The organism is Pimelobacter simplex, assembly GCF_900114845.1.
In the GTDB taxonomy this organism is placed as follows: domain Bacteria; phylum Actinomycetota; class Actinomycetes; order Propionibacteriales; family Nocardioidaceae; genus Nocardioides; species Nocardioides simplex.
Window position 1 is genome coordinate 671,822 of the sequence record NZ_FOUK01000002.1, and the last position, 20,280, is coordinate 692,101.

Consider the following 20,280-nt stretch of genomic DNA (forward strand, 5'->3'; position numbering starts at 1 on the left):
CGATTGTCACGGGCGGCTCCACCTCGGTGGAGCCGCCCGTGGCGCGTCTCTGCGGCAGCCTGTGGATGAGCGCGGCGCGCGCGCCCGCACCCGTGGCACGCTGCCCGCATGCCCCCTGCAGCGGATGCCGGCGCACTCGCCCTGGTGCTGCGCCCGGCCACGCCCGTCCTGAACCGCGGACCGGGCGTCCTGCAGGTCGGGCTCGACCCACCCCGCGCGTGCGTCCCCGACGATCCCTCGGTACGCCGCCTGCTCGACGCGCTCGCCCGGCCCGCCGGCCACCCCGCTGACGCGCCGCTGACAGCCCCGGCCAGCACGGCCCTGGCCCGGCTCCACGAGGCGGGCCTGGTGCTCCCCGCGCCCCGGCACCCCCACGCTCCCGGGCTGCGCCCGCTGCTCGCGCAGTTCGGGCCCGACGCCCCGCGGCGGCACGCGGCCCGCGCCGCCGTCCGGGTCCACGTCCGCACCGCGCCCGGGAGCGTCCTCGCCACGACGCTGGCCGCGCTGCTCGCCGAGGCGAGGCTCGCCGTCACCGACGATCCCGGGCACCCCGGCGCGGTCCACCTCGTCGTCCACCCCGGCCCGCTCCCCCGCGAGACGCTCGACCCGCTCGTGCGCGGCTCGGTCCCGCACCTGCTCGTCGCCGGCGACGCCACCGGGCTCCGGGTCGGCCCCTTCGTCGAGCCCGGGCGCACGGCCTGCCTGCGCTGCGTCGACGCCCACGAGTCGGTGCCCGACCAGCGGCGCGCGCTGCTGCTGGCCCAGGCCGCGGCCCAGGCCACCGCCCACCCGGCACCGAGGGACCCCCTGCTCGACCGGCTCGCGCTCGCCTGGGCGGTGCGCGACCTGGTCCGCTGGGCCGACCGCGACGAGCCCACCACCTGGTCGGCCACCGTCGACCTCGGCCCCCACGGCGCTCCGGAACGGACCGTCTGGGGCCGTCATCCCTACTGCGGCTGCTCCTGGGACGCCTTCCTCGAGCTCCCCTGAGCCCGGCCGGCTACCACCACTCGCTGTCGAGCTTGGCCTCCATCGACCGCACGTACGCGCGCGAGCACTCGTCGCAGTAGCGGCGCACCCGCCCTCGCTCGACCGCCGTGGACCACGTCAGCGGCGGCTCCTCGCCGTCCGCCCGGCGCCCGCAGAAGTCGCAGATCAGCGTCACGGCCCCCAGCCTAGTGGCGCTGCGCCCCCGAAAAATGCGGAAGGGCCGGTTCGACGATCGGTCGAACCGGCCCTTCCTGTTCACCCGCGATCAGGTGCCCTTCGAGGAAGGTCTCGAAGAATTCCGGTCTCGCTTGTCCGTGGTGCGGGGCTCCCTCCCGCGATACGGACTCAGAGAGCGCGAGCGAGGGCGAGACGAGCCTGCTGCGCTGCACGCTCGGCCTTGCGGCTCAAGCGTCGCGCGCGCGCCATCCGACTGGCCGCACGCAGCTGCTGCGCCTCTCCCAGGCGCATGGCCATCTGGGCCCGCGCCATCTCTTCGTTGAGGAGGTTGTTCATCGTGGTATCCGTTCTGGTGGTGAGAAAAGCTCTTGGGTGGTGGTGGATGCGCTACGCCGCGGCGTCCTTGCGCGGCCGGCCCCGGGGCCGCTTGCGTGGGATCACCACGCCGGCCAGGAACAGCTCGCCGCCCCAGACGCCCCACGGCTCGCGCCGCTCCAGCGCGCCGGCGAGGCACATCGCCTGGACCGGGCAGTCCACGCACAGCGCCTTGGCGGCCTCGACGTCCGACGGTGACTCGGCGAACCACAGCTCCGCATCGTTCAGCCGGCACGGCAGCAGCTCGTCCAGCGTCGGCTCGAGAACACTGGTCGTCATTTCTGCTTTCACCTCCTCTACTCAGACCTGATCGCGTTGGTCGATTCCTTGGACGGGATCTGCGCCTTCGCGTTCTCGGTCGGAGAAGTACGAAGGCCGCGGATCCCGGTCTTTCGGGTTCCGCGGCCTGGAGGGTGCCGAGCTGAGTGCTATCTCAGATCGGTGGACTCCAGGCGAGTGAACCCGGGACGTAGGCGGTCGTGCCGCGCTGTCCCATGCCGGCGTGTGCGCGCTCCCGCTTGAGGGCACCCGTGGCCACGGCGGCGGCGAGGGTCGCGAACGGCGCAAAAGCGGCATTCGGAGCGATCGCACGCGCGGCAATGCCCGGGACCTCGAAGGTCGGGAGGGCAGAGGTGGCGCAGCTGGGGCATGCGGACGGGGACAGCGTGAGCTGCCATGCGGACGTCATCGCCGGAAACATCGTGATGTTCTCCATGAGGAGCCACCTCCTTCAGTGCCAGATCGGGCGCCGGCCCTGCCAAGGCCGTAGTGCGCAGCGGTGTGTTGTCTGATGACCGTAACGGCCCGTCTTCGGGCCGTGCAAATCATTTATCGGGGTTTTTCAAGGTTTTTCTGAAACCAGTGCCAGCACGGCCTCGCCATAGCGCTCGATCTTGTTGGGACCGACCCCGTTGACCTTCGCGAGCGCGGCCATCGTGGTGGGCTTGTGCTCGGCGATCAGCTCGAGCGTGGCGTCGGTGAAGACGACATAGGCCGGCAGCGGCTTGCCGTCCTCGCCGGACTCGCGCGCGGTCTCGAGACGCCAGGCCTTGAGCCGCTCGAAGAGCCCCTCGTCGTAGCGGACCGGGTGGTGGGCGCAGCGCCCGCGCTTCTTCTCGGCGGCGGAGGTCAGCGGCTGCAGGCACTCGCGGCAGCGGGCGACCTTGGTCCGCCCGCGGGTCGGCTGGGGCTGCTGGCTGGCCGGCAGCATCGGCACCAGGAAGCGGGACGGCTGGCGCCGCGGCGCCTGCCCCGGGTTGCGCGCGGCTGACCACGACACCATCAGCTCGCGCCGGGCCCGGGTCATGCCGACGTAGAGCAGCCGGCGCTCCTCCTCGACCGCGTCGGGGCGCGCGCCGCCCTGCTCCGCGTAGACGATCGGGACGGTGCCGTCCTGGACGCCGCAGCAGAACACCGCGTCCCACTCCAGGCCCTTGGCGGCGTGGAAGGTCGCCAGCGTGACGCCGTCGGCGGTCGGCGCGTGCTGCTCGGTGGCCCGGCGGTCGAGCTCGTCGACGAACGCCGCCACCGAGGCCTCGATGCCGCGCTCCTCGGCGAACGCCCCGGCCTGGTCGACCAGCGCCTGGAAGGACTCCCAGCGATCGCGCACCTGCCCCCGGTTGGTGGGCGGCTCGGCCGACCAGCCCATGCCGGCCAGGACTGCCTTGACCACCTCGAGCCAAGGCAGGTCGTCGGCCTCGCCGGAGCGCGCCGCGCCGCGCAGCCGGGTGACCGCCTCGCGCACCTCGCGCCGGTCGAAGAAGCGGGCCGCGCCGCGGACGACGTAGGGGATGCCGCGGTCGGTCAGGGCGTCCTCGAAGGTCTCGGACTGGGCGTTGATCCGGAAGAGCACCGCCATCTCGCCGTAGGCCGTGCCCGCGCGCTGGAGCTTGGCCACCCGGTCGGCCACCCCCCGCGCCTCGGCGACCTCGTCGGGCTCACCCTGGAAGCGCACCGCGGAGCCGGCCGGCTGCTGGGAGCGCAGCTCGACGCCGGCGCTCGGCGTGCCGGCCAGCAGCGTGTTGGCCGCGGCCACGACCTGGGGCGTGGAGCGGTAGTTGCGGACCAGCTCGATCGAGGTGGTGCCGGGATAGCGCTGCGGGAAGTCCTTGAGGTAGGTCGCGTCGGCGCCCGCGAACGAGTAGATCGTCTGGGCCGGGTCACCCACCACGCACAGCTCGTCGCGCCCGCCCAGCCACAGGTCGAGCAGCGCCGACTGGAGCGGGGAGACGTCTTGGAACTCGTCGACGACGAACCACTTGTACTGGCGCCGCACCTGGGCCGCGACCCGCTCGTCGCTCGCCAGGACGCCGGCCGTCAGGAGGAGGACGTCCTCCATGTCCATGCGCCCCTGGTCGCGCTTGACCTGCTCGTAGGCGGCCATCACCCGGCCCACCGCCTCGGGGGTCTGGTCGCCGACCGAGCGGCCCTTGGCGGGCGCGAGCCGCGGGTAGTCGTCGGCCCCGACGTTGCTCACCTTGGCCCACTCGACCTCGGAGGCGAGGTCGCGCAGCAGCGCCTGCTCGGCCCGGATGCCCAGCGTGCGGCAGGCCGCGGCCAGCATCGGGATCTTGGACTCGGTCAGCACCGGCAGCTCGGTGCCGTGCACGTGGGGCCAGAAGTAGCGCAGCTGGCGCAGCGCCGCGCTGTGGAACGTGCGCGCCTGCACCCCCGGTGCCCCGAGCGCCCGCAGCCGCTGGCGCAGCTCGCCCGCCGCGCGGGTCGTGAAGGTCACCGCGAGCACCTCGGTCGGCGCGTAGACCCCCGCCTGGACGCCGTGCGCGATGCGATGGGTGATCGCCCGGGTCTTGCCCGTGCCCGCGCCCGCCAGCACCCGCACCGGGCCGCGCAGGGTCTCGGCGACCTTGCGCTGCTCGGGGTCGAGCGCGGAGAGCAGGCGTTCGATGGACTCGGACATGGCACCGACCCTAGACGGCGGGCCCGACACAACCGGACCCGCCGTCGGGCTCTGTGGACAGCCCGTCAGCGGCGCACCACGACGGCCCGGGAGAGCGCCGTCCGGGTGGTGTAGCCGGGGCGCCGCACGGTCACCCGGACCTGGATCCGCTTGCCCCGGTCGGCCCGCGTCACGGCGTACGTCGCCGTGGTGCGCCCGGGCACCACCCTGCCGTTGCGCAGCCAGGCGTAGGTCACCCCGGACGGCGCCGGGGACCAGGTGCCCGCGCTCGCGCGCAGCCGCCTGCCCACCTTCGCCCGGCCGCTCACCGCCGGCGCCTTGGCGAGCGCGAAGGCGTGCTGCTCCCCCGGCGGTGCCGGAGGGGCCGACAACGGCGCCGGCGACCAGTCGGGCTCGGTCCCACCGGTCGCGATCCGGGTCAGCGTCGTCCCCTCGGCCGAGCACGCGCCCAGGCCGCGCACGACCCACAGGTCGCCGCCCTCGGTGTAGACCGCCGAGTCGCTGTCCGGACCGAACGTCGCGTCCGTCGCGACCGGCTGGCCCGGGTCCGGCGTCAGGTAGCACTCCGGGTTCGCCGTCGGCTTGGCCGGCATCGGACTCCCCGAGCGCGGGTCGCCGACCGTCGTCTTCATCCCGACGCCACCGCCGTTCATCCCGAACAGCACCCGCTTGCCGTCGCGCGAGATCTCCGGCGCGAGCAGCTCGACGTAGCTGCCGAAGAGGTCGCCCGACCGGAACCACGGCTGCGCGACCTGCCCCAGGTCGGCGAGGTGCACGTCGCCGTTCTTGTAGAGCGTCACCCGGCTGTTGGAGGCCCAGCCGGGCTGGTAGCCCAGCACGATCCCGTACTTGTCCGGCGCCGACCACTGCCCGGCGTCGGTGAAGCTGGTCTCCGTCTCGGTCTCCAGGTAGCCGCCCGGACCGCCGTACCGCTCGAGCCGGAGCTGGCTGTAGGCGATCTTGGTGCCGTCCGGCGAGATCTCGGCGCCCTGGATCGGGCTGATCGTGACCGTCCCGGAGTCGGGGATGAACAGGTCCTCCGGCGTGATCCGGTTGAGGACCACCCCGTCCTGGCGCATCCGGACGATCGTCTCGCCCCTCATCACCGCGATCACCCCGCTGTCCGACATGGTCGGGTGCGTGTACGGCGACGCCGCGGTGCCGTCACGCGTGACCTGCCGCCGGCCGCTGCCGTCGGGACGGGTCAGCCACACGTTCGCCTCGCGGACGTAGACGATCGAGCCGTCGGCGGCCGACGCCGCCTCGGCGGCCGGGGTCAGCCCGGGCAGCGGCGCGGCCACCGCCAGGGCCAGCGCCGCGGTCACCGCCAGAGTCGCGGAGAGCGTGGTGGTCGCGGCACGTGGCGCGACCTGGGGGGTACGGAACATCGGGAGGACTCCTCAGGGGAACGGTGACGACGCAGCGCGAGCAGCGGTCGCGCCGCGTCGCGTCCGTCGCGGACGGCACCGACCGTCGCGGGCCGCGTGTCCCGCCGGACAGGACCGGTGTCCCGGATCCGGTCCCCGCCTCGTCGCAGCGCCGCTTCGTCACAGCGTCGGGCGTCGCAGCGCGGGGGAACAACGCGACCGGCGCCGTGGTTGAGTTGGCCGCGACGCCCGCACCGGGCGCGCACCTCGAGATCGACCCCGACCCCGACCACAGAAGGCGATCAGCGATGACGTTCACGATGTACACCACCCCGTGGTGCGGCTACTGCGTGCGGCTCAAGGGCCAGCTCGACCGCGAGGGGATCGCGTACGACATCGTCGACATCGAGCAGCACCCCGAGGCAGCGGCCATCGTCGAGAAGGCCAACAACGGCAACCAGACGGTGCCGACGCTGGTGTACTCCGACGGCAGCGCGCAGACCAACCCGAGCGTCATCCAGGTGAAGGCCAAGCTGACCGAGCTCGCCGAGCTCAGCGCCTGACGCCGGTCACCAGCTGCCGGGCAGCGCGCCGCCGTACCAGTCCTCGACCAGCGACCGGCTGATCGAGACCCCGCCCGGCAGGACGAGCGAGCCGTCCTCGGCGCGCCGCCGCATGTCGTCGCGGGTGAACCACTGGGCGTCCTCGACGTCGGCGTCGTCGAGCCGGATCTCCTCGCTCGTGGCCCGGCCGTGGAAGCCGAGCATCAGGCTCGACGGCAGCGGCCAGGGCTGGTTGCCGAAGTAGGACACGTCGCCGACCGCGATGCCGGTCTCCTCGAGGACCTCGCGGCGGACCGCGTCCTCGAGGCTCTCCCCCGGCTCGCAGAAGCCCGCGAGGGTCGAGTAGCGGCCCGCCGGCCAGGCGGGGTGCCGCCCGAGCAGGCAGCGCTCGTCGGGGCTCCCGGCCTCACCAGCGGCGATCAGCATGATCACGGCCGGGTCGGAGCGGGGGAACTGCGGCTTGCCGCACTCCGCGCAGACCAGCTCGTGCCCGGCGGCACGGGCGGCGAGGGTCCCGCCGCAGCGCGGGCAGAACCGGTGCACCCAGTGCCACTCGGCCAGCCCCAGCGCGTGGAACACGAGGGGCGCCTCGCGCACCGCATCGCCGGAGAGGAAGGGCAGCAGGCCGCGCAGCGGCAGCCACCGCTCCGGCTCCGCCTTCGCGACCTCGCCCGGGACGATGACGCCCCACCAGGTCGTCCCGTCACGCTCGCCCAGCAGCAGCCGGATGCCCTCCGGCGCCTCGGCCGCCGGCACCCACTCCAGGCCGTCGGGGCCCGGCCGGACCCGCGTCCCGGCGATCACCAGCACCCGGCTGGCCGGGTCGGCCCACCGCTCGGCGAGCCAGGCGTCGTCGGTCCGGAGCAGTCCGAGACGGTCGTGCGGGTCCTGGACCAGGGTCACGTGCGGGAACGTCACACGTCCGAGCCTAGGGGCTACCGTGAGCCATGGACGCGACCACCCTCCGCGCCGCCCAGGCGCCGCTCAAGGAGCACTACCGCAGCGACCCGGACACCGCGCGGACGCCGACCACCGCCACCGGCGACTACCGCGCCCCGGACGTCACCGCCACCATCGACGGCTTCGCCGGACCGGTCCGCGCCGGCCTGCACCCGGCCACCGGCGGCGACGGCTCGGACGCCTGCTCGGCCGACCTGCTGCTCCAGGCCGTCCTCGCCTGCGCCGGCGTCACCCTGCGCGCGGTCGCGACCGCCATGGGCGTGGAGGTCCGCTCGGCCACCCTCCGCGCCGACGCCTGGTGGGATGCCCGCGGCACCCTCGGCATCGACCGCGACGCCCCCGTCGGCGTCCAGGACATCGTGCTCACCCTGAGCGTCGACACCGACGCCGACGACGCCACCCTCGCCCGCCTCGCCACCGCGACGGAGCGCTACTGCGTCGTGGGCCGGAGCCTCGCCCAGCCGCCGGAGATCAGGGTCGTGCGCGCCTGACCTGGCACCTCCTCACCCCAGGAGGGACAGCACCTCCTCTCGGCCGGCGAGCTCGTCGTGCACGACGAGCTCGCCGCGGCGCACGTAGTAGAAGCCGGCCCGCACCCGCTCCGGCGGAAGCCCCCGGAGCTCGGCCCAGGCCAGCCGGTAGACCGCGAGCTGGAGGGGGTCGGCCTCCTGGCGGGCGCTGGTCTTCCAGTCGACGACCAGGAACGAGCCGTCGGGCTCGGCGTAGACCGCGTCGATCCGGCCGCGGATCACCTGGCGCCGCCCGTCGGCCGCGTCGAGCACGAGCGCGAACGGCGCCTCGACCGCGTAGGGCACCCGGCTGCCGAAGGGGCCCTCCTCGAAGGCGGCGACGAGCTCCTTGAGGTCGGCCTCGTCGTCGATGCCGGCGTCGGCCCGGCCGGACAGCTCGTCGGGGTCGAACAGTCCCTGCTGGCCGAAGCGGGCCTCGACCCAGGCGTGGAAGCGGGTGCCGAACCGGGCGGCCGGCGCCGGGGGCCGCGGCATCGGGCGGACGAGCTCGCGGGCGAACGCCTGGGGGTCGTCCCGGAGCCGGCTGAGCGCGGTCGCGGACAACGACGCCGGCATCGGCACGACGACCTCGCCGCCCGCACCGGACGCGAGCCGTGCCTCGGCGAGGAGCTGCTCGATCTCGGCGTCCCACTCGGCGACCCGCGCCGCGGTGACGATGTCGAGCTCGGGGTCGGGGCCGTCGGGATCGGCGGCACCCACCAGCGCCGCAGCGGCCAGCCGCAGCCGCGCCTCGTCGCCGACACCGTCGGCCGGCCAGGGCCGGGCCGGGTCCTCGGCGTCGTAGGGGTTGGCGGCGCCCTTGTCGGGGCGGGTCAGCCACGGCTCCGGGGCGAGGTCCCAGGCGGTGAGCATCTCGCGCACCGCCTCTTGGTAGGCCGACGGTCCGTAGGGCGTCTTGCGCGGCCCCCACTGGAAGGAGCTGACCGCCAGCCGGTGGGCGGCGCGGGTGAAGGCGACGTAGCCGAGCCGGAGCTCCTCGTCGGCCTCATGGGCCTTGGACCGCCGCCGGTAGTCGTCGAGCGCCGCCTTGTCGTAGCCCTCGAGCTGGGGCAGGTCGGCCGCGTCGCCGCGCAGCGCCGCCGGGAGCACGGCGGGCGAGGACACCCACAGCGTGCGTCCCTGGGCTGACGGGAACCGCGACTCGCAGACGCCGACGCAGAACACGGTCGCCCACTCGAGGCCCTTGGAGCGGTGGACGGTGAGCAGCTTGACCGAGTCGGCCTCGGTGGGCGTGGCGATGTCGAGGCCGTTGCCCTGGTCGTCCTCGGCGGTGAGGTAGGCCAGCAGCGCCGGCAGCGAGACGTCGCCGTCGACGGCCTGGAAGTCGGCCACGGCCTTGACGAAGAGGTCGAGGTTGTCGCGCCGCGCCGCCGCGGCCGGGCTGACCGCCGAGGCGAGCTCGACGTCGACGCCGGTGACGTCGATGATCCGCCGGACCAGGTCGAGCAGCGGCTCGCCGACCGCCGCCCGCAGCAGCCGCAGCTCGTCGCGCAGCAGCCCGAACCGCTCGCGCGCCTCGGCGGAGAAGTCGCCCTCGCCGGGATCGGCCAGCGCGTCGTCGAGGCAGGGGACCTCGGCCGGGTCGATGCCGTCGGCGATCGCCACCAGCTGCTCGGAGACGGTGACGACGTCGGCGGAGCGTCCCCGCCGGCCGGCCAGCTCGCCGGCGCGCTGGCCGAGCAGCCGCAGGTCGCGCGGACCGATGGCCCAGCGCGGGCCGGCCAGCAGCGTCAGCAGCGCGGCGTTGTCGGTGACGTCGTGCAGCAGCCGCAGGACCGCCACGATCTCGGCGATCTCGGGCAGCCGGAGCAGCCCGGACAGACCCACGATCTCGACCGGGACGCCCGCCGTGGTCAGCGCGTCGAAGACCAGCTCGGCGTGGGCGTTGTCGCGGGTCAGCACGCCGATGTGGGCCCAGTCGCCCGGGTCGCCGCCGTGGGCCGCACGGACCTCGGCCGCCAGCCAGGCCAGCTCGTCGCGCTGGGTCTCGAAGGTGCGCGCCTCGACCGTGCCGTCGACCGCGCCCTCGGGCGCCCGCAGCCGCGCGACCCCCGCGCCCCGGGTCTCGAGCGCGTCGTAGAGCGGCTCGGCCAGGTGGCTCGCGACGTCGAGGATGCGCCGGTCGGAGCGGCGGTTGACGGTCAGCGCGTAGGTGGTCGGCGTGCCGTCGGCCGCCGGGAAGGTCTGGGCGAAGTTGAGGATGTTGGCCACCGAGGCACCGCGCCACCCGTAGATCGCCTGGTTGGGGTCGCCCACCGCGGTCACCGCGTGCCCCAGCCCCTGCCCGGGCTCGGGTGCGGAGAACAGCCGCGAGAGCATGATCGCCTGGGCCACCGAGGTGTCCTGGTACTCGTCGAGCAGCACCACCTTGAACCGGCCCCGCTCGATCTCGCCGACCTCGGGCCGCTCGGCCGCCAGCCGGGCGCCGAGCTCGATCTGGTCGGAGAAGTCCATCAGCCCCAGGTCGCGCTTCAGCCCCCGGTACGACGCCACGAGCTGCAGCAGCTCGCCCCGGCGGTCGATCGCGGAGATCGCCTTCTCGACCGCGTCGACGTAGGTCTTGCGGCCCTTGCCGGCCAGCTCCTCGTCGCGGGCGCGCTCGAAGCCGCGCCGGGCCGCCGCGTCGTGGGCCAGGACGTCGTCGGGGCCGACCAGGTGCTCGCTCATCGCGGAGTCGAGCGCGAGGAGGTTCTGGATGGCGGTCTCGGGATGGTCGGTGAGCAGCGCGATCTCGCCGGTGAACCGGTCGACCGCCCGCGCGCCGAGCTGGTAGCGCGCGGCGTCGGTGATCACCCGGGTGTCGGGCTCGTGACCGATCCGCAGGCCGTGGTCGGTGAGCAGCCCGGACGCGTAGGCGTTGTAGGTGGCGACCGTCGGCTCGAGCACCTCGTCGGCCTCGTCGGGACCGGACGCCGGCCCGCTGAGGTCGAGCGCCCCGGCGTCCCGCAGTGCGGTGCGGATGCGCTGGCGCAGCTCGGCCGCGGCCTTGGTGGTGAAGGTCAGGCCGAGCACCTCTTCGGGCCGGACCTGCCCGGTCAGCACCAGGTAGACCACGCGCGCCGCCATCAGCGTCGTCTTGCCGGACCCGGCGCCGGCGATGACCACGGCCGGGCGCAGCGGGGCGCTGATCGCGGCCCACTGCTCGTCGCTGGGCGGGAACGGCGCCTGCATCGCCCGCTGCAGGTCGGCGGGCGTCGCGATCGTCATCGGGATCGTCGTGCTCACTGGGCCACCACCGCTCCCGCGCTCTTGGCCGGGCAGAGGGACTGGAAGGAGCAGGTCCGGCACTGCTGACCCGCGACCGCGGGGAAGTGCTCATCGCGGATCAGGTGGGCCGCGTGCGCCAGGCGGGAGCGCAGCTCGTCGCGCTCGGGACCGTCCTCGGCGTGCACCGCCTGGGGCTGCACGGTGGCCCGCTCGCCGCCGTCGAGCAGCCCGAGCTGGACCAGCTCGGCTCCCCCGGCCTGGTACGGCGCCGCGCCCGGCTCGGTGTCGAGCGCGCCGTGGTCGACGGCGTACTGGTAGAGCGCGAGCTGGACGTGCGTGCGCACCGAGGTGTCGGACGGCTTGGCGCGCCCGGTCTTGAGGTCGACGACGACCACCCGGCCCTCGCTGTCGAGCTCGACCCGGTCGGCGTAGCCGGTGACCTGGACCTTCTCGCCGTCGACGTCGACCACCGTGGAGAACCGCTCCTCGCGCCCGACCAGCGTGCGCGGGTTGGACTCGTGCCAGTCGACGAACCGCTCGAGCGCGGCGCGGACCCGGTCGTGCTCGCGCTGCTTGGACCACGGGGTGCGGAAGTCGAGCCGGTCCCAGACCTCGTCGACGTAGGCCATCAGGGCGTCGGGGTCGGGCGGCGCGTCGCCGGACGCGACCCGCTCGGCGAGTGCGTGCACCAGCTCGCCGAGGTTGGCCGACTGGTGGGCACGGCCGATGCCGCCCGCCTCACGGGTGAGGAACCACTGGGTCGGGCACACCGCGAGCGCATCGAGCATGCTGGCCGAGACCGGGACCGGGCGCTCCTCGTCGCGGACGGGTGCGGGCGAGCGGCTCGCGGCGCGCGTGCCCCACCAGGTCGCCGGGTCGGCCGCGGGGACGGCGGCGCGGCGTCCCACCCGCTCGCGGGAGAGCCGGGCCAGGCGCCGGGCCGCGGCCTCGCGCAGGCCGGGATCGGACGCCGGGTCGGCGAGCGTGCGGCGCAGCTCGGCGACGAGCCCGTCGAGAGAGAGCGGACGCGGCGGCCGGCCCACGACGTGCTCGACGGTCGAGCCGAGCTCGTCGAGGAAGCGCGAGGGCTGCTCACCCTCGTCGTCGCTGGAGCGCACGGCGGTCACGACGAGCCGCTCGCGCGCGCGGGTGCACGCGACGTAGAACAGGCGGCGCTCCTCCATGAGCAGCTCGCGCGCGGTCAGTGGCGGCACCACCGAGCCGACCAGGCCGCCCGCCGAGGATGGTCCGATGCGGTCGGCCTGGAGCAGGGTCGAGCGGCGGCGCAGGTCGGGCCAGCCCTCGGCCTGCACGTGGGCCGCGACGACCAGCCGCCACTCGAGGCCCTTGCTGCGGTGGGCGGTGAGCAGCCGGACGGCGGCGCCCCGCGCGCTGCGGTCGGCCAGCGTGTCGGCGGGGATCTCCTGCTGGACCAGGCCCTCGAGGAAGGGCGCGACGGCGAGGTGCTCGCGACGCTCCCCCGCGCGGACGGCCACGTCGAACAGGGCGCAGATCGAGTCGAGGTCGCGGTGCGCCCGCCGCGCCGCGCCACCGCCGGCCTCGACCGAGCGGCGCAGCCGGTGCGGCCAGCTGGTGCCGGACCACAGCGTCCAGAGCAGGTCCTCGGCGCTCGCCCCGGCCTCGAGGTCGGCGCGCGCCTGCCCCAGCAGGGCGGACAGCGCCCGCGCCCGCTCGATCTCGGGGGCGTCGATGCCGGCGAGGTACGACGGGTCGACCACCGCGAGCCGGACCAGCTCGCGCGAGCTGCGCGGCGTACCGCCGCTCTGCTGGCACTGGTCCTTCTCGCGGTGGCGCAGCAGCCGGGCCAGCCGGCGCACGTCGCCGGCGTCGAGGCCGCCGAGCGGACCGGTGAGCAGCGCCTCGGCCCGGGCGGCGTCGACGTGCTCGACGTGCTCGGGGTCGTCGTTGTCGAGGTTGACCACGGCGCGCAGGGCGTCGAGCAGCGGCATCACCGCGGGGTCGCGGACCAGGGGCACCTCGTCGCGGGCGACCTCGACCGGGACGCCGGCCGCACCGAGCGCCCGGCGCAGCGGCGCGATGCTCGCCCGCCCCGACCGGACCAGCACGGCCATCTCGTCCCAGGGGACGCCGTCCTCGAGATGGGCGCGGCGCAGCAGGTCGGCGAGGTGCTCGGCCTCGGCCCGCTCGGTGTCGAAGGTGCGGACCTGGACCTGCCCGCGGACCGCGCTCTCGGCCTGCGGCGCGAGGAACTGTTCGCGCGCCTGGGCCGGCAGCGTGCCGCGCAGGCCGATGCGCCCCGCGACGCGCTGGGCCGGCGCGAGGATGCCCGGGCCGAAGCGCCGGACGGTGCGCAGCGCGACGACGTCGGCCGGCGAGCCGTCGGCACGCGGGAACTCGGTGGGGAACTCGAGGATGCCGCGGACCTCGGCCCCGCGGAAGCCGTAGATCGACTGGTGCGGGTCGCCGACCGCGACCAGGTCGAGGCCGTCGCCCGCGAGAGCCCGGAGCAGGGCGACCTGGCCGGGGTCGGTGTCCTGGTACTCGTCGACGAAGACGTGGCGGAACTCGTCGCGCAGCTCGTCGCGGTGGTCCTCGGCCTCGATGCACGCACGCCGGATGAGGTCGGCGTAGTCGGTGGCGCCGAGGGAGTCGAGGGAGTCGAGGTACTGCTCGAGGAAGAGCCCGGCGGCGACGTACTCGTCGATGCCCTCGGTCTCGCCGAGCTGGCGCAGGGCCTCGCCGTCGAGCCCCTTCTCACGGGCCCGGCCGAGCACCGCGTGGACCTCGCGGGCGAACCCGCGGGTCGCCATCGCCTGCCGGAAGCGCTCGGGCCAGCGCACCGACTCGGGGTGGTCGGCGAGCAGCTCGCGGAGGACGACGTCCTGCTCGGGCGCGGAGAGCAGCCGCAGCGGCGCCTCGTAGAGACCGGCCGGGGCGTAGCGCCGGACCAGCGCGTAGGCGAACGAGTGGAAGGTCGAGCTGAGCTGGGTGCCCGTCGTGCGGCCCAGGCGCGCGGTCACCCGGTCGCGGAGCTGGTCGGCCGCCTTGCGCGAGAAGGTCAGCGCCAGCACCTGGTCGGGCCGCGCGCCGCGCCCCTCGATGCGCTCGACGATGGCCTCGACCAGCGTGGTCGTCTTGCCCGTGCCCGGCCCCGCGAGGACGAGCAGCGGCCCGCCCGGGTGGTCGACGACCTGCCGCTGGTAGGCGTCGAGCACCGGCACCGCGGCCGCCGGCGGGGCGGGCGCGAAGCGGTAGGTCGGCTGGGCGGTCGAGTGGTCCACGGACGCCACTCAACCATCCGGGTCCGACGGAACCCGAACAGGTCGCCGCGGGCTGTGGACGATCGGGTCAGGCGAGCTCGAAGTCGGCGAAGTCGAAGCCCGGCGAGACCAGGCAGCTGACCAGGGCGTCGGCCTCGGCGACGAGGGTGCGCTGCCAGACGCCGGCGGGAACGAGGCCCTGGGCGGAGCCGCCGGTGGCGGTGATGGTCAGGCGCGTCGCCGGGCCGGCGTCCGGTGCCGGACCGTCGCCGCCGAGCTCGACGGTCACGGTCCCGGTGTGCGCGAGCCAGGTCTCGTCGGAGGACACCCGGTGCCAGGCCGAGCTCTCACCGGCGGGCAGCAGGAAGTAGATGAGCGTCGCCGTGGGCCGGACCCGGCCGTCGGGCAGGGTGAGGGTGACCGGCGAGACCCAGGTCTGGCGGTACCAGCCGCCCTCGGGGTGCGGGGCCAGGTCGAGCTGGACGGCGAGCGGCGGGCGGCGGTCGTCGGGCTGCTCCATGGCGCCAGTGTGCCCGGGCGAAAAAGGCGAAGGGCCCTCGTGAGTATGAGTCACAAGGGCCCTTCAAGGTGACCGGTACTGGTGACGCTCCCGGTCGATCACCCGGCTGCGCTGATCCCACGAGCCTCGTCACCCGGCTCGTGCGGCCGGCGTCCCCGTGAGGGGCCGCCTCGCTCCGACCCGGAGGTCTCGGCTTGGCCGGCTGGATCGTCGCCTTCCGGCTGATCCCGCTCTCCCGGAGGAGTGCGTGGGAGAAGTTCTACGCCCGTCCACGACCTCGTCGCAAGGGGTTTCCGCCAGGTTTTTCGGGGGTTTCTCGTCATCCACCGATCCTCGGCGTGTCGTCCACAGGCACGCAGGTGCTCGTCCACAGGCAGGGGCCCGTCGTCCCCACAATTGGGGACGGCCTGTGGAGAACGAGGTGGGTTGAGTGCGGGTACTCAGGGCGGCCTGAGTCCCGGCGCGATGCCGGCGGGACGACGCGCGTGAGGGGATGGGTCCATGCGCTACGCCGACCCGACGCTCTGCCCCGACTGCCGTGCCGACCTGCCGGTCGGCGTCCGCGTCTGCCCCACGTGCGACCTGCTGGTCCGCCACACCCTGGCGGTCGAGCTGTTCGGCACGCTGCGCCGGGCCGACACGCTGCTCGGCGAGCTGCGCCGGGCGAGCGACGTCCACCACGCGGCCACGGCCGGCGCCCGGCCGGTCGCCGCGGCGCCGCTCGGGGGTCCGCTGGTGGCACCGGGGCAGCCGGTCGAGCCCAAGCGGTCGACCTCGATCCCCGCACCCCCGGCCCCGCCGACGCCGCCCGCACCCCCGCTGCCGCCCTACCCCGGAACCCCGGCCCCGGAGCCGGCCCGCACGGGCGTGGCGTTCGCATCGGTGCCGAAGATCCTGCTCGGGCTCGGCGCCTTCTGCCTGCTGGTCGCGGCGATCATCTTCCTCGCGGTGTCGTGGTCGACGCTCGGCGTCGGCGGCCGGACGGCGGTCCTGGCCGGCCTCACCCTCGCCGCCGGCACGGCGGCCCTCCTGCTGCACCGGATCGGGCTGCGGATCGCCGGGGAGTCGCTCGTCGTCGTGGCGCTCGGGATGCTCGCCCTGGACGTCGTCGGCGCCGGCGCCGCCGGGTGGTTCGGCGACGCGGCGGACGGCACGGTCGTGTGCGCCGCCGGTCTCGTCACGCTCGTCGCAGGCGTCCTGCTCGGCCTGGTCCGGGTCGGGGGCCAGCCGCGGCTGGTCGCGCCGCAGGTCGTCGCGGGCATCGCCCTCGTCGTCGCTTACGTCGGCGCGATGCTCGCCACCGACCACCACCTGGTCACCGGCCACGTGCTCACCGCCGTCGGGATCGCGGCGGTCGTCGTCGGGCGGGTCCAGCGCCAGTCGGTGCTGCTGTGGTCGGCGGCCGCGGCCGCGGGCCTGATCTGGCTCGGGACCGCCAGTGGCGGCCTGCTGCTGGCGCTCGACGAGCCCACGCTGCGCGGCCTGTGGGTCGAGGGCACCGGGTGGTCGCTGCTCGTGACCGCCGCGGCGCTGCTCGTCCCCGGCCTGGTCGCCCGCCACCACGAGACCCTGCTGCTCGGCGCCAGCGGTGCCGCGATGGTCGTCACCGGCATCGTCACGCTCCCCTCGATCGACGACGACACGACGACCGTCGGCCTCGTCGCGCTCGGCGCGACGACGGTGTGGGTGGTCGCGCTCGCCCTGCTCCCCCGCGCCTTCCGGACCGTGGCGATCGCACCTGCCGCGGTCGGCAGCCTGATCCTCGCCGGCCTCGCGGCCGTCACCTCGGGCAACGTCCTCGAGCGCTGGGAGCGGGTCTCCGGCGGGTTCAGCCGGCCGTTCGGCGTCCGGCTCGACGGCCCGGGACCGATCACCGAGCCGCTCCTGCTCGTGCCCTCGCTGCTCGTCGTCCTCGCCTGCGTCGTGCTGCTCACCCCCGACCGCGGTCGCCGCGCACCGGCCGCGTGGGCCCAGGCCGCCGGTCTCGTCGCCGCCCTCGGTGCGGCCGCCACCCTCGCGTCGTACGACGTCCCGCTGGCCCTGCCCGTCGCCCTCGTCGCGCTGACCGCGATCGCGGCGGCCCTCCTCGCCCTGACCAGCACCGGCGTCCGGGCCGACGTGCTCGCCGCGGCCGCCGCGCTGGTGGCCGGCAGTGCCACGGTGACGGCCACCCCCAGCGCGGCGCTCACGCTGGCGGTCGCCGGGCCGCTGGCGGCAGCGATGCTCGCGCTGGCCGTCGTCGGGCGTGGGCCGGGCCGGCAGCTGGTCGGCGGCCTCGCCACGGTGCCGCTGCTCGCCGTCGCGACGACCGCCGGCGTGCACGTCGTCGGCGGCGACGCGGCCTGGGTGGCGATCCCGGTGCTGCTCGCGGTGGGCCTGCTCGCGCTGGTCCTCCCCCGCATCGAGGTCGAGGCGACCGCGGTCGTGGCGGCCGTCGTGGCCTTCCCGCTCTCGCTGGACGTCACCGCCGACCCGGGCGGCTACACCGCGCTCTGGCTGACGATCGCCGGCTTCCTGGCCTGCGCGACCGCCCTGCTGCACGAGTCGCGCCGGTTCTGCGCGATCGGCGGGATGGTCCTGCTGGTCCTCGCGTCGTGGGTGCGGCTCGCCGACCTCGACGTGCACGAGCCGGAGCCGTACACGCTGCCGCTCGCCGCCGGCCTGCTCGCGTTCGGCCTGTGGCGGATGCAGCGCTCCCCCAGCACCGGGACCACCGAGGCGCTGCTGCCCGGCCTGCTGCTGGGCACCGTCCCCTCACTGCTGTGGGTGCTCGGCGACCCCGTCTCGCTGCGGGCGCTCGTGCTCGGGGCGGCCTGCCTGGCGCTCACGATCGCGGGGGCGGTCCTGCGCTGGAGCGCCCCGCTGGTGGCCGGCGCGACCGTCGGCGCGGCCGTCGTCCTGCGGGAGATCGGGCCCTACGCGGGCGAGTTCCCCAAGTGGGTCTGGATCGGGCTCGCCGGCGCCCTGCTGACCGTCGTCGGCATCACCTGGGAGCGCCAGCTGCTCGAGGTCCGCAAGGCCGTCGGCTTCCTGGGGCGGCTCCGGTGACGGACGCCCTCGGACGACCTGCTAGACAAAGAGCCATGGCTACCACTGCACTCGGGGGGAACCCCGTCCAGACCGTCGGCGACCTCCCCGCCGTCGGCACGTCCGCCCCGTCCTTCGAGCTGGCCGGCGCCGACTTCAGCGCGATCGCCCTGCCCGAGGGCCAGCGCGCGGTCCTCAACATCTTCCCGAGCATCGACACCGGCGTCTGCGCCGCGAGCGTGCGGAAGTTCAACGAGCTCGCCGCCGGGCTCGACAACACGACCGTCATCAACGTCTCCCAGGACCTCCCGCCCGCGCTGGGCCGGTTCTGCGGTGCCGAGGGCATCGACAACGTCCAGACCGCGTCGGGCTTCCGCTCGTCCTTCGGCGACGACTACGGCGTGAAGATGGCCGACGGCAAGCTGGCCGGCCTGTTCGCCCGCTCGGTCGTCGTGGTCGACGCCGACGGCACCGTGCTGCACTCCGAGCTGGTCCCCGAGATCGCCACCGAGCCCGACTACGACGCCGCCATCGCGGCGCTCAGCTGATCGCTCGGGGCTAGTCCCCCGTCGCCGGGTCCCAGAAGGCCCGGCGCATGTCGAGGGCGCCGCTGCCGTTGCGCAGCGGCGTCCCCTCGGCGAGATACTCCGCACGAGCCTGGTCGTCGTGGCTCGGCGGGAGTGTCCCGTCGGCGCGCACGACGCGCCACCACGGCACCGGCGCCCCGTAGCGCGCCATCACCGAGCCGATCTGGCGCGGGCCGCCGCCGGCCACCTCGGCCAGCGCCCCGTAGGTCGTCACCCGCCCCGGCGGGATCCGCTCGACCAGGTCGAGCACGCGCTCGACGTACCCCTCGTCCATGACGCGATCGTGCCAGGCCCGGCCGACAAGACGCCGAGAGCCCCATCCGTGAGGACGGGGCTCTCAGGTGCTCCCTCGGTGCGGTGAACGCATGGTTCCGATCGGTGCGAGCGGCCGAGGCCGCGTTGCCAGGACCAACGACGACGCGGCGTCGCGGTTACGGCAAGGGGTTGCAGGCCGGCAGCGCGGCGGGAGGCGCCAGCTCGGCAGCTTGCTGCCTCACCGGCGCCGGAGACGCGCTCGGCCAGTACAACTCAGTACGACGGCTGGCTGGGGTCGATCTGGTTGACCCAGGCCACCACGCCGCCGCCCACGTGGACCGCGTCGTCGTAGCCGGCACCCTTGACGATCGCCAGGCACTCGGCCGAGCGGACGCCGCTCTTGCAGTGCAGGACGACCTGCTTGCCCGAGTCGACCGGCGGCAGCTGCGCGAGCGCGGTGCCGTTGAGGAAGTCGCCCTTGGGGATCAGGACGGCGCCCGGGATGTGGTTGATCTCGGCCTCGGCGGGCTCGCGGACGTCGATGAGCACGAAGTCGCGGCTGCCCTCGTCCTTCTCCTTGATCATGGAGGCGAGCTGGGTGACCGAGATGGTCGCGTCGACGGCGGCGTCGGCGGCCTCCTCGGAGATCGCTCCGCAGAAGGCGTCGTAGTCGATCAGGCCGGTGACGGTGGGGTTCTCACCGCACAGGGCGCAGTTGGGGTCCTTGCGGACCTTGAGCTTGCGCCACTCGAGCTCGAGGGCGTCGTAGATGACGAGCTTGCCGATGGCGGGCTCGCCGGCGCCGATGAGGAGCTTGATGGCCTCGTTGACCTGGATCGAGCCGATGGACGCGCACAGCACGCCCAGCACGCCGCCCTCGGCGCACGAGGGGACCATGCCCGGCGGCGGGGGCTCCGGGTAGAGGCAGCGGTAGCAGGGGGCGTCGTCGGCCATGGTGGGCGCGAAGACGGAGGCCTGGCCGTCGAAGCGGTAGATGGAGCCCCAGACGTAGGGGATCCCGAGGAAGTACGCCGCGTCGTTGACCATGTAGCGCGTGGCGAAGTTGTCGGTGCCGTCGACGATCAGGTCGTAGCCCTTGAAGACGTCGAGCACGTTGTCGTTGTCGAGGCGCGTCTCGTGGAGGACGACGTTGACCAGGGGGTTGATCTCGAGGATCGACTCCTTGGCCGAGAGGCCCTTCGACTTGCCGAGGTCGGACATGCCGTGGATGACCTGGCGCTGCAGGTTCGACTCGTCGACCTCGTCGAACTCGGCGATGCCCAGGGTGCCGACGCCGGCGGCGGCGAGGTACAGCAGCGCCGGGCTGCCGAGACCGCCGGCCCCGATGACGAGGACCTTGGCGTTCTTGAGGCGCTTCTGTCCGTCCATCGCGACGTCGGGGATGATCAGGTGCCGGCTGTAGCGGCGGACCTCGTCGATGGTCAGCTCGGCGGCCGGCTCGACGAGCGCGGGAAAGCTCACGGCGTACTCCTCGTACTGATGTTCGGGATGCGGGTCGGTCCAGGGCCAACGCTGCGGACGCGGCCGGATGTTCCCTGGTCC

The 20,280-nt window shown here is 74.5% G+C and carries 17 protein-coding genes; 5 read left to right on the top strand and 12 right to left on the bottom strand.

From position 1 onward, the window contains the following. The first annotated feature begins 108 nt into the window (after nucleotides 1–108). Complete coding sequence (locus tag BM223_RS10775; protein ID WP_141267206.1) at nucleotides 109–990, top strand: hypothetical protein; 882 nt, start codon at nucleotides 109–111, stop codon at nucleotides 988–990. 10 nt (nucleotides 991–1,000) lie between these two features. Here the strand turns inward: BM223_RS10775 and BM223_RS28915 are convergent, their stop codons facing one another. From BM223_RS28915 to BM223_RS10800, 6 genes are all read right to left on the bottom strand, one after another. Next, the gene (locus tag BM223_RS28915; RefSeq protein WP_170222500.1) at nucleotides 1,001–1,165 is read right to left on the bottom strand and encodes a hypothetical protein; all 165 of its coding nucleotides are present in this window, start codon (nucleotides 1,163–1,165) and stop codon (nucleotides 1,001–1,003) included. A gap of 170 nt (nucleotides 1,166–1,335) precedes the next feature. Beyond that, nucleotides 1,336–1,503 carry a hypothetical protein gene (locus BM223_RS28920; RefSeq protein ID WP_170222499.1) on the bottom strand — a complete coding sequence of 56 codons (168 nt, stop codon included), beginning with the start codon at nucleotides 1,501–1,503 and terminating at the stop codon, nucleotides 1,336–1,338. Between the two features lie 51 nt (nucleotides 1,504–1,554). Beyond that, on the bottom strand, nucleotides 1,555–1,821 hold the full coding sequence (locus BM223_RS10785; RefSeq protein WP_052138409.1) for a WhiB family transcriptional regulator: 267 nt from the start codon (nucleotides 1,819–1,821) through the stop codon (nucleotides 1,555–1,557). A gap of 154 nt (nucleotides 1,822–1,975) precedes the next feature. Then, nucleotides 1,976–2,257 carry a hypothetical protein gene (locus BM223_RS10790; protein WP_038677880.1) on the bottom strand — a complete coding sequence of 94 codons (282 nt, stop codon included), beginning with the start codon at nucleotides 2,255–2,257 and terminating at the stop codon, nucleotides 1,976–1,978. A 126-nt stretch (nucleotides 2,258–2,383) separates the two neighbouring features. Then, a complete protein-coding gene (locus BM223_RS10795; RefSeq protein ID WP_038677879.1) occupies nucleotides 2,384–4,459 on the bottom strand; it encodes an ATP-dependent helicase in 2,076 nt (691 codons plus the stop codon). A gap of 65 nt (nucleotides 4,460–4,524) precedes the next feature. Next, complete coding sequence (locus BM223_RS10800) at nucleotides 4,525–5,847, bottom strand: hypothetical protein (RefSeq protein WP_038677878.1); 1,323 nt, start codon at nucleotides 5,845–5,847, stop codon at nucleotides 4,525–4,527. Nucleotides 5,848–6,134: 287 nt separating this feature from the next. Between BM223_RS10800 and BM223_RS10805 the strand changes: the two genes are divergently transcribed. After that, on the top strand, nucleotides 6,135–6,389 hold the full coding sequence (locus BM223_RS10805; RefSeq protein ID WP_038683955.1) for a mycoredoxin: 255 nt from the start codon (nucleotides 6,135–6,137) through the stop codon (nucleotides 6,387–6,389). 6 nt (nucleotides 6,390–6,395) lie between these two features. Here BM223_RS10805 and nudC read toward each other — a convergent pair whose 3' ends face one another. Then, nucleotides 6,396–7,307, bottom strand: coding sequence for an NAD(+) diphosphatase (gene nudC / locus BM223_RS10810; RefSeq protein ID WP_038677877.1), 912 nt, complete (start codon nucleotides 7,305–7,307; stop codon nucleotides 6,396–6,398). A 29-nt stretch (nucleotides 7,308–7,336) separates the two neighbouring features. Between nudC and BM223_RS10815 the strand changes: the two genes are divergently transcribed. Continuing rightward, the gene (locus tag BM223_RS10815) at nucleotides 7,337–7,840 is read left to right on the top strand and encodes an OsmC family protein (RefSeq protein ID WP_038677875.1); all 504 of its coding nucleotides are present in this window, start codon (nucleotides 7,337–7,339) and stop codon (nucleotides 7,838–7,840) included. A gap of 12 nt (nucleotides 7,841–7,852) precedes the next feature. Here the strand turns inward: BM223_RS10815 and BM223_RS10820 are convergent, their stop codons facing one another. The 3 genes from BM223_RS10820 to BM223_RS10830 all read right to left on the bottom strand — a co-directional run bounded on the left by BM223_RS10820 (nucleotide 7,853) and on the right by BM223_RS10830 (nucleotide 14,848). Further along, nucleotides 7,853–11,104 carry an ATP-dependent DNA helicase gene (locus tag BM223_RS10820; RefSeq protein ID WP_235319223.1) on the bottom strand — a complete coding sequence of 1,084 codons (3,252 nt, stop codon included), beginning with the start codon at nucleotides 11,102–11,104 and terminating at the stop codon, nucleotides 7,853–7,855. Beyond that, on the bottom strand, nucleotides 11,101–14,349 hold the full coding sequence (locus tag BM223_RS10825; RefSeq protein ID WP_200887097.1) for an ATP-dependent helicase: 3,249 nt from the start codon (nucleotides 14,347–14,349) through the stop codon (nucleotides 11,101–11,103). Before BM223_RS10825 ends, BM223_RS10820 begins: the two co-directional genes overlap by 4 nt. A 67-nt stretch (nucleotides 14,350–14,416) precedes the next feature. Further along, nucleotides 14,417–14,848 (bottom strand): cupin domain-containing protein, encoded by a 432-nt coding sequence (locus tag BM223_RS10830; protein ID WP_038677873.1) that lies wholly within the window; start codon nucleotides 14,846–14,848, stop codon nucleotides 14,417–14,419. Nucleotides 14,849–15,349: 501 nt separating this feature from the next. Here BM223_RS10830 and BM223_RS10835 point away from each other — a divergent pair. Together BM223_RS10835 and tpx are read left to right on the top strand one after the other, a co-directional pair. Beyond that, complete coding sequence (locus BM223_RS10835; RefSeq protein WP_038677871.1) at nucleotides 15,350–17,896, top strand: SCO7613 C-terminal domain-containing membrane protein; 2,547 nt, start codon at nucleotides 15,350–15,352, stop codon at nucleotides 17,894–17,896. A 35-nt stretch (nucleotides 17,897–17,931) separates the two neighbouring features. Next, nucleotides 17,932–18,423 carry a thiol peroxidase gene (gene tpx, locus BM223_RS10840; protein WP_038677869.1) on the top strand — a complete coding sequence of 164 codons (492 nt, stop codon included), beginning with the start codon at nucleotides 17,932–17,934 and terminating at the stop codon, nucleotides 18,421–18,423. 10 nt (nucleotides 18,424–18,433) lie between these two features. On the opposite strand, the gene BM223_RS10845 is transcribed toward tpx, so the two are convergent. Together BM223_RS10845 and moeZ are read right to left on the bottom strand one after the other, a co-directional pair. Further along, nucleotides 18,434–18,736 (bottom strand): MGMT family protein, encoded by a 303-nt coding sequence (locus tag BM223_RS10845; protein ID WP_038677867.1) that lies wholly within the window; start codon nucleotides 18,734–18,736, stop codon nucleotides 18,434–18,436. 254 nt (nucleotides 18,737–18,990) lie between these two features. Beyond that, nucleotides 18,991–20,199 carry an adenylyltransferase/sulfurtransferase MoeZ gene (moeZ, locus tag BM223_RS10850; protein WP_038677865.1) on the bottom strand — a complete coding sequence of 403 codons (1,209 nt, stop codon included), beginning with the start codon at nucleotides 20,197–20,199 and terminating at the stop codon, nucleotides 18,991–18,993. Nucleotides 20,200–20,280 lie beyond the last annotated feature (81 nt).

Excerpts from the sequence above, each read along its gene's own strand:
- BM223_RS10775 (WP_141267206.1), top strand. The coding sequence starts at position 109 with ATGCCCCCTGCAGCGGATGCCGGCGCACTCGCCCTGGTGCTGCGCCCG.
- BM223_RS28920 (WP_170222499.1), bottom strand. The coding sequence starts at position 1,503 with ATGAACAACCTCCTCAACGAAGAGATGGCGCGGGCCCAGATGGCCATG.
- BM223_RS10785 (WP_052138409.1), bottom strand. The coding sequence starts at position 1,821 with ATGACGACCAGTGTTCTCGAGCCGACGCTGGACGAGCTGCTGCCGTGC.
- BM223_RS10790 (WP_038677880.1), bottom strand. The coding sequence starts at position 2,257 with ATGGAGAACATCACGATGTTTCCGGCGATGACGTCCGCATGGCAGCTC.
- BM223_RS10795 (WP_038677879.1), bottom strand. The coding sequence starts at position 4,459 with ATGTCCGAGTCCATCGAACGCCTGCTCTCCGCGCTCGACCCCGAGCAG.
- BM223_RS10800 (WP_038677878.1), bottom strand. The coding sequence starts at position 5,847 with ATGTTCCGTACCCCCCAGGTCGCGCCACGTGCCGCGACCACCACGCTC.
- BM223_RS10805 (WP_038683955.1), top strand. The coding sequence starts at position 6,135 with ATGACGTTCACGATGTACACCACCCCGTGGTGCGGCTACTGCGTGCGG.
- BM223_RS10815 (WP_038677875.1), top strand. The coding sequence starts at position 7,337 with ATGGACGCGACCACCCTCCGCGCCGCCCAGGCGCCGCTCAAGGAGCAC.
- BM223_RS10830 (WP_038677873.1), bottom strand. The coding sequence starts at position 14,848 with ATGGAGCAGCCCGACGACCGCCGCCCGCCGCTCGCCGTCCAGCTCGAC.
- BM223_RS10835 (WP_038677871.1), top strand. The coding sequence starts at position 15,350 with ATGCGCTACGCCGACCCGACGCTCTGCCCCGACTGCCGTGCCGACCTG.
- tpx (WP_038677869.1), top strand. The coding sequence starts at position 17,932 with ATGGCTACCACTGCACTCGGGGGGAACCCCGTCCAGACCGTCGGCGAC.
- BM223_RS10845 (WP_038677867.1), bottom strand. The coding sequence starts at position 18,736 with ATGGACGAGGGGTACGTCGAGCGCGTGCTCGACCTGGTCGAGCGGATC.